This window comes from Butyrivibrio sp. AD3002 (genome assembly GCF_000420905.1).
In the GTDB taxonomy this organism is placed as follows: Bacteria; Bacillota; Clostridia; order Lachnospirales; family Lachnospiraceae; genus Butyrivibrio.
This window is the reverse complement of record NZ_ATVV01000016.1, coordinates 102368-109241: the sequence shown is the minus strand read 5'-3', so window position 1 is coordinate 109241 and position 6874 is coordinate 102368. Positions and strand designations below refer to the sequence as shown.

Annotated in this window: 7 protein-coding genes; all 7 read left to right on the top strand. The window is 45.1% G+C overall.

Annotated elements, in window-relative coordinates:
* Positions 1 to 370: 370 nt before the first annotated feature.
* Positions 371 to 931 carry an energy coupling factor transporter S component ThiW gene (gene thiW / locus G596_RS0112470; RefSeq protein ID WP_022762179.1) on the top strand — a complete coding sequence of 187 codons (561 nt, stop codon included), beginning with the start codon at positions 371 to 373 and terminating at the stop codon, positions 929 to 931.
* Positions 932 to 1786 carry a hydroxyethylthiazole kinase gene (thiM, locus tag G596_RS22065; RefSeq protein WP_022762178.1) on the top strand — a complete coding sequence of 285 codons (855 nt, stop codon included), beginning with the start codon at positions 932 to 934 and terminating at the stop codon, positions 1784 to 1786. It begins immediately after the preceding gene.
* A gap of 63 nt (positions 1787 to 1849) precedes the next feature.
* Positions 1850 to 2491, top strand: a complete 642-nt coding sequence (gene thiE, locus G596_RS0112460) for a thiamine phosphate synthase (RefSeq protein WP_022762177.1) — start codon at positions 1850 to 1852, stop codon at positions 2489 to 2491.
* A gap of 25 nt (positions 2492 to 2516) precedes the next feature.
* Positions 2517 to 3428, top strand: a complete 912-nt coding sequence (gene thiD / locus G596_RS0112455; RefSeq protein WP_242829190.1) for a bifunctional hydroxymethylpyrimidine kinase/phosphomethylpyrimidine kinase — start codon at positions 2517 to 2519, stop codon at positions 3426 to 3428.
* A 502-nt stretch (positions 3429 to 3930) separates the two neighbouring features.
* Entirely contained in the window at positions 3931 to 5235 is a 1305-nt protein-coding gene (thiC, locus tag G596_RS0112445; RefSeq protein ID WP_022762174.1) for a phosphomethylpyrimidine synthase ThiC, read from the top strand.
* 122 nt (positions 5236 to 5357) lie between these two features.
* The gene (locus G596_RS23885; RefSeq protein ID WP_022762173.1) at positions 5358 to 5675 is read left to right on the top strand and encodes a hypothetical protein; all 318 of its coding nucleotides are present in this window, start codon (positions 5358 to 5360) and stop codon (positions 5673 to 5675) included.
* 66 nt (positions 5676 to 5741) lie between these two features.
* Entirely contained in the window at positions 5742 to 6860 is a 1119-nt protein-coding gene (locus tag G596_RS0112435) for a metal ABC transporter substrate-binding protein (protein ID WP_022762172.1), read from the top strand.
* The last annotated feature ends 14 nt before the right edge of the window (positions 6861 to 6874 follow it).

Here is a 6874-nt window from a genome sequence, read left to right as displayed (position 1 = left end):
AAGCAGAGCGAAGCCGCTAAGACATACATTATAGGGCATGACCCTGGATAGGAGCAAAAGCGGCACCCCACTATGGGTAGGCTGGACGAAGGAATTTAGGACACTCCTACGGGAGAAAGATCCTGTTAGACATGAGAGGTTAGCAGCCATAGGGAAGAATGGGACACAGATTCGCCTTCATAAAAAGGATGACGTTATCTTTCGTGCACCCTTCTGACTGGAAACACATATGCATTGTACCTGAAATGACATGGTTTTCGCCCATTATTTAATGCTTATCATTGTTTGTAACTTATTAACCAATTGCACATAGGGCTTAAATACTGGTTCTTTTGTGCAAAATATATAAGAAAGTATAGAGAGATGAGGTATGAAAAAAAGTAACTATTTGTTGAGGCTGGTTATGCTGGCCATGTTTGTGGCGCTCGGAGTTGTGATATCACCGATTCTGAGAGTTGAGGGAATGTGCCCGATGGCGCATCTTATCAACATAACCTGTGCGGTCTTCATGGGACCGGCTTACGCGCTTCTTTGTGCACTTCTAATCGGCATCATCAGGATGGCGATTATGGGAATTCCGCCCCTTGCTCTGACCGGAGCTGTTTTCGGGGCAACACTTTCAGGAGTTTTTTACAAATTATCAAAAGGGAAAATCTTCGCAGCGGTCCTTGGGGAGATCATAGGAACGGGCCTTATCGGCTCTGTCGTATCCTACCCTGTTATGACTTATCTCTGGGGGAAAGAGGGCCTGACCTGGTTTTTCTACGTTCCGAGCTTTATCTGCGGAACCCTTATCGGGGGAAGCATCGCATTTTTGCTGCTTCTAAGACTTAAGGCTACGGGTATGCTTTCAAGGATTCAGAACAGTCTTAGGGATGTTGAGACAACTGAAGAAAACAGCGAAAATAATACAAAAAGAAAGGCGTCATAAATGTCTGAGCTAATTCACTGTATAACAAATCCAATATCTATGATGCAATGCGCAAATGCAATTTTAGCACTTGGCGCGAAGCCGATAATGGCTGAGCATCCGTTGGAAGTCAGGGAAATCACTGAGAGCGCTTCTGCTCTTGTAATTAATCTGGGTAATATATCGGACACCAGAATGGAGTCGATGGAGATATCTTTTGAGACTGCTCTGGAGAAAAATATACCGGTTGTGATAGATGCGGTGGGCGTAGCCTGCTCCAAGCTTCGCAGGGATTTTGTGATGAGGCTTCTAAAGATGAGGTCGCAGAAACCGGAATTGTCTTTGAGGGAAAAGGGAATCCTTTTAATAAAGGGGAACTATTCTGAAATCAAGGCGATTTTTGATGAGTCCTATAGAGGAGTTGGCGTCGATGCCGACGAAAGTCTGGGAGCTTCAGAGATAGCTGATATTGTAAGAATGCTGGCTTTGAATCTGGGAGTGATCGCTCTCGCCAGCGGAGAGAAGGACATCGTATCAGATGGAAGTCGTACATTTTTTATACGTAATGGGAATCCGATGATGGGGGTGATTACGGGAACCGGGTGCATGCTAGGGGCTATATGCGGCGTGTTTCTGGCAAGGAATGCGAGCATAGAAGCTGTCACCCGCGCTGCCGGATTTTTCGGGATTGCCGGAGAAATTGCATATGAGAGAGCGGAAACAGTTACGGAGAGGCTTACAAATGGCGAAGCATCTGAAAGCATGGTTGGAAGCGGAAGTTTTCTTGTTGAACTTTTAAATGCAATTTCAATGATCGATGAAGAAACTGTAAAAAGTTTGCTTAGATGCGCTGAAGAAAAATATTCATGTAACTGAATTTATTTTTCATAAAACATAGAAAGGATTAGTCCGGTCATAGGATTGGATAGTACAAGACAGATGGGAAGAATAGACAGAGAGCAGCTGAAGCTCTACCTGGTGACAGACAGCACCGGAATGGATGAGGAGACGTTTCTTCGAAAGACGGAGGCAGCCATACGGGGCGGCGCCACGATTGTCCAGATCAGGGAAAAGGAAAAGAGCACCCGTGAATACATGGAGCTTGCGGGTAAGGTTCATGAGATTACGGCAAGGTACAAGGTGCCGCTGATTGTGGACGACAGGATAGATGTGGCGATGGCGATAGGAGCCGAGGGTGTGCACCTTGGGCAGAGCGACATGCCGGTCAGCGTCGCAAGAAGAATTGTGGGAGGCAAGATGATAATCGGTGCCACGACTAAGACTGTGCAGCAGGCGAAGGAAGCTTATGAAAGCGGTGCCAATTACCTTGGAGTAGGAGCAATTTATCCTACCACAACCAAAGTGAAAACGGTTCTGACCTCGGTTGATACGCTTCGAAGTATCTGCGAAGCTGTGCCAATACCCGCAAATGCCATAGGCGGGCTCAATAAGGATAATATTCAGATTCTGAAAGGTGTTCCGATAGCAGGAATATGTGTTGTGTCTGCAATCATGAAGGCAGAAGATCCGGAAAAGGCAGCGGCAGAATTGGTCGCAGCTTTTGAGGAACTGAATCATTGAAGGAACAGCCTCGTCAAAAATGAATATGGAACAGTTTGGAGCTATTGAAAATATGAAAAAGAAGACGGTTATAACAATTGCCGGAAGTGACTCGTCCGGGGGAGCCGGAATCCAGGCGGACATCAAGACTATTGAATCGCACGGCGTTTTCGCAATGAGTGTGATAACCGCACTCACAGCGCAAAACACTATGGGCATCACCGGAGTTCTGCCGGTTCCGAAGGACTTCATCTACAAGCAACTGGAGGCGGTCCTTGAGGATATCAGGCCTGACGCGGTGAAGATAGGCATGCTTCCGAATAAAGAAGCAATGGAGGCGGTGGTGCTCGCTATTGATAAATACGACCTTAAAAATGTGGTTATTGATCCGGTGCTTAGCTCAACCTCCGGAACTGAGCTTTCAAGAAAAGATGCTACCGAATACATGACGAAAGAACTATTTTCACGAAGCATTCTGGTTACACCCAATATACCGGAGGCAGAGATACTGTGCGGGATAGAGATTTCTTCCGAGCAGGATATGGAAGTTGCCGCAAAGACGCTTGGAGATGCTTGCGGGTGTAACGTGTTATTAAAAGGCGGACACAGTACTTTTGAAGAGCACGGAGTGACAGCAGATCTGCTGTATATGGCAAATGTGGAAAATACTGATGCGGAAACTTATAAAGTCAAGGATGAAGATGATGGTAGAGCTACTGATGAAAATGTTTACATAGACGATGATGTCAGATGGATTTCCGGCACAAGAATAGACAACCCCAACACTCATGGAACAGGTTGCACTCTATCAAGTGCAATTGCCGCTAACCTGGCTAAAGGGCATGATCTTGAAACCGCAGTACGATCAGCCAAAGAGTATATGGAAAAGTGCATAGCCGCTGATCTCGACCTTGGTCACGGCCGCGGTCCACTCTGGCATTATTGTGGCAATTATTGAGCTGACTATTACGGCAATTATTGTGATGACTATTGCAGTGACTTCCTTGGCAACTGAGATGACGACTATTATGGCAACTGCCAAGAAAAAGAAGAAATATAAGAAATCTTGGTATAGAAAAAACATAGCTGTACCAAGATAAATAAAGAAACAGGGAAATCTTGGCATGGGAAAAACAGAGCTATGCCAAGAAAAAGAAGAAATTCGAAAAATATTGGCGCAAGGGAAACAGAATTATACCAAGATGGCAAAGAAATTCGAAAAATATTGGCGCAAGTAAGATAAAACAATACCAAGAAAATCAATAAATCTAGGAAATATTGGTAAAAGTAAGTCAGACCCATACCAAGATAGCAATGAAAAAAGAAAAATCTTGGCACTAGTAAGATGAACTAATACCAAGATAATCAATGAATTCCCAATATATTGGCGCAAATATGGAAAAGCAACAACAGCAAAGAAATAAATTACTAAGAAACTCAAATAAAAGGAGAAGACATAAGTGAGAAATTACACAACACAGATGGAAGCAGCAAGAAAAGGGATCATCACTCCCGAGATGGAGAAGGTTGCAAAGGACGAGTACAGAACGCCCGAAGAAATCAGAGAACTTGTGGCAAAGGGACATGTTGCGATCTGCGCCAACAAGAATCACAAGTGCCTTGATGCAAAGGGCGTGGGCTCGATGCTGAAGACCAAGATCAACGTGAATCTCGGAGTTTCAAGGGATTGTAAGGACTACGATATTGAGATGGAAAAAGTGATGGCGGCGGTCAACATGGGAGCGGATGCCATTATGGATTTGTCTTCACACGGGAATACCCAGCCCTTCAGGAAGAAGCTTGTGGAAGAGTGCCCTGTCATGCTGGGAACTGTGCCTGTTTACGATAGCGTCATCCATTACCAGAGGGATCTTTCTGAACTCACTGCGAATGACTTCATCGATGTAGTAAGACTTCATGCCGAAGATGGTGTTGATTTTGTGACACTCCACTGCGGAATTACAAGGAAGACTATCGACCAGATCAAGAAGCACAAGAGAAAAATGAACATAGTATCAAGAGGCGGCTCGCTTGTGTTTGCCTGGATGAGCATGACCGGAGAGGAGAATCCCTTTTATGAATACTACGACGAAATCCTTGATATCTGCAGAGAGTATGATGTGACAATATCCCTCGGTGATGCCTGTAGACCGGGATGCCTTGCGGATGCCAGTGACGTGTGCCAGATTGAGGAACTGGTGAGACTTGGAGAGCTTACAAAAAGAGCGTGGGAGAAGGACGTTCAGGTCATGGTCGAGGGTCCCGGACACATGCCTATGGATCAGATAGAGGCCAATATGAAAATGCAGCAGACTATCTGCATGGGAGCACCTTTCTACGTTCTTGGCCCCCTTGTTACGGACATCGCACCCGGTTACGATCACATAACTTCAGCTATAGGCGGAGCTATCGCTGGCGCGGCAGGTGCAGCTTTCCTCTGCTACGTAACTCCCGCCGAGCACCTTGCACTTCCTAATGTAGATGATGTTAAGCAGGGAATAATTGCTTCAAGAATTGCAGCACATGCAGCGGATATAGCTAAGAAAATACCGCATGCCATGGATATTGATAACAAGATGGCAGACGCACGAAAAGAGTTCGATTGGGATGGCCAGTGGGAGTGCGCAATTGACCCTGAAACTGCAAAATCCATACGAGAGGACAGGGCTCCCGAATTTGATGATACCTGTTCCATGTGCGGAAAATTCTGCGCAGTTAGAAGCATGAATAAGGCACTTGCAGGAGAACATATAGATATTCTGTAAGTAATCTACACAACAAAAAGCAATCATGATTCCGTGATACAGTTTGACATGAGAAAGAAACGGAAATATAATCAGTTTGATTTAAGCAATGGCTAACAAGAAATTTGGAAACGATTATAAAAATGCTGCAAAATAAGAATCAGAAAAACCGTATACGGAATCTGATAGTCGCATACTTTGCGTTTGCGATGCTTTTTGTTGTGCTTTTTTCAGCGGTGTTTGTATCCGTTGAGACTTTCCATAACTGTGACGGAGACAGCTGCCCTGTCTGTGCGCTGCTGCAGCAGTGTGAAAATAACCTGAATCAACTTGGAGATGGCAGCGCTAATCTTTACGCAGCTTTTTTGGCTGTAATCCTTTTTGTAGCTATTCTTGAATTAAAAGACAATGTCCTGGTGTATTCAACACCTGTAAGTTCCATGGTTCGAATGAATGATTAAATAGTCTGTCCCACTATAATTCTGTAATTTTTCAACATAATAAAAGTGAATAGAGAGGACATTACTATGAAAAAATTATCGATTGCGGCGGCTGCAGTGGCAGCGGTGCTTTGTTTTTGTGCGTGCGGAAAGAGTTCTGACGAGACTGTGATTACTTCCGCGACAGATAATGTTGCTGAATCTCCGGAGAGTGAAAATGTGGAGATAACTGACGAAGAGACTGCTACAAGCAGCGAAGTAGATGAAGACGATGGTGCTGCAAAAAATGACGGGATGAAAATCGTCTGCACTATTTTTCCGGAGTACGACTGGGTAAAAGAAGTTCTCGGAGAAAAGGCTGAGGATGCGGATATCATCATGCTCCTTGATAACGGCGTAGACCTTCACAGCTATCAGCCAACAGCTGAGGATATCATGAAAATATCGGAGTGCGACCTGTTCGTATATGTCGGTGGCGAGTCTGACGAGTGGGTGGATGATGCCCTTGCTGAGCGAACAAATGATGACATGGTGGTTATAAATCTGATGGACGCTCTCGGAGATACCGTCAAGGAAGAAGAGGTTGTAGAAGGCATGCAGGCTGAGGAAGAGGAAAGCGAGGATGCAGATGAGAACGCTGCCGATTCTTCAGAAACCGAGGAAGAGGTTGAATACGACGAACATGTCTGGCTTTCTCTGAAAAATGCGCAGGTCATCACTGAGAAGATCGCCGATGCTCTTGCAACCATCGATCCTGAGAATGCAGATACCTACAAGGCTAACGCAGATGACTATATGGGAAAACTTGCTTCTCTTGATTCTGCCTATGAAAGCGCGGTATCCGGAGCTTCCGTAAAGACGGTTCTGTTCGGAGACAGATTTCCCTTCAGATATATGACTGATGACTACGGCCTTGATTACTACGCAGCCTTTGTCGGATGCTCTGCTGAGACTGAGGCGAGCTTTGAGACTATAGCTTTCTTATCGGGAAAAGTGGATGAGCTCGGACTTAAGAGCGTGCTTACGATTGAGGGACAAAATCACAAGATTGCGGAAACAATAATAAGCAATACAAAAGATAAAAATCAGCAGATTTTGACAATGGATTCCATGCAGAGCACAACCTCTGAGGATGTTGAGAGCGGCGTGTCCTACCTCGGAATCATGGAGCAGAATCTTGAAGTATTAAAGGAATCGCTCGAGTAACGAAGCACATTCAG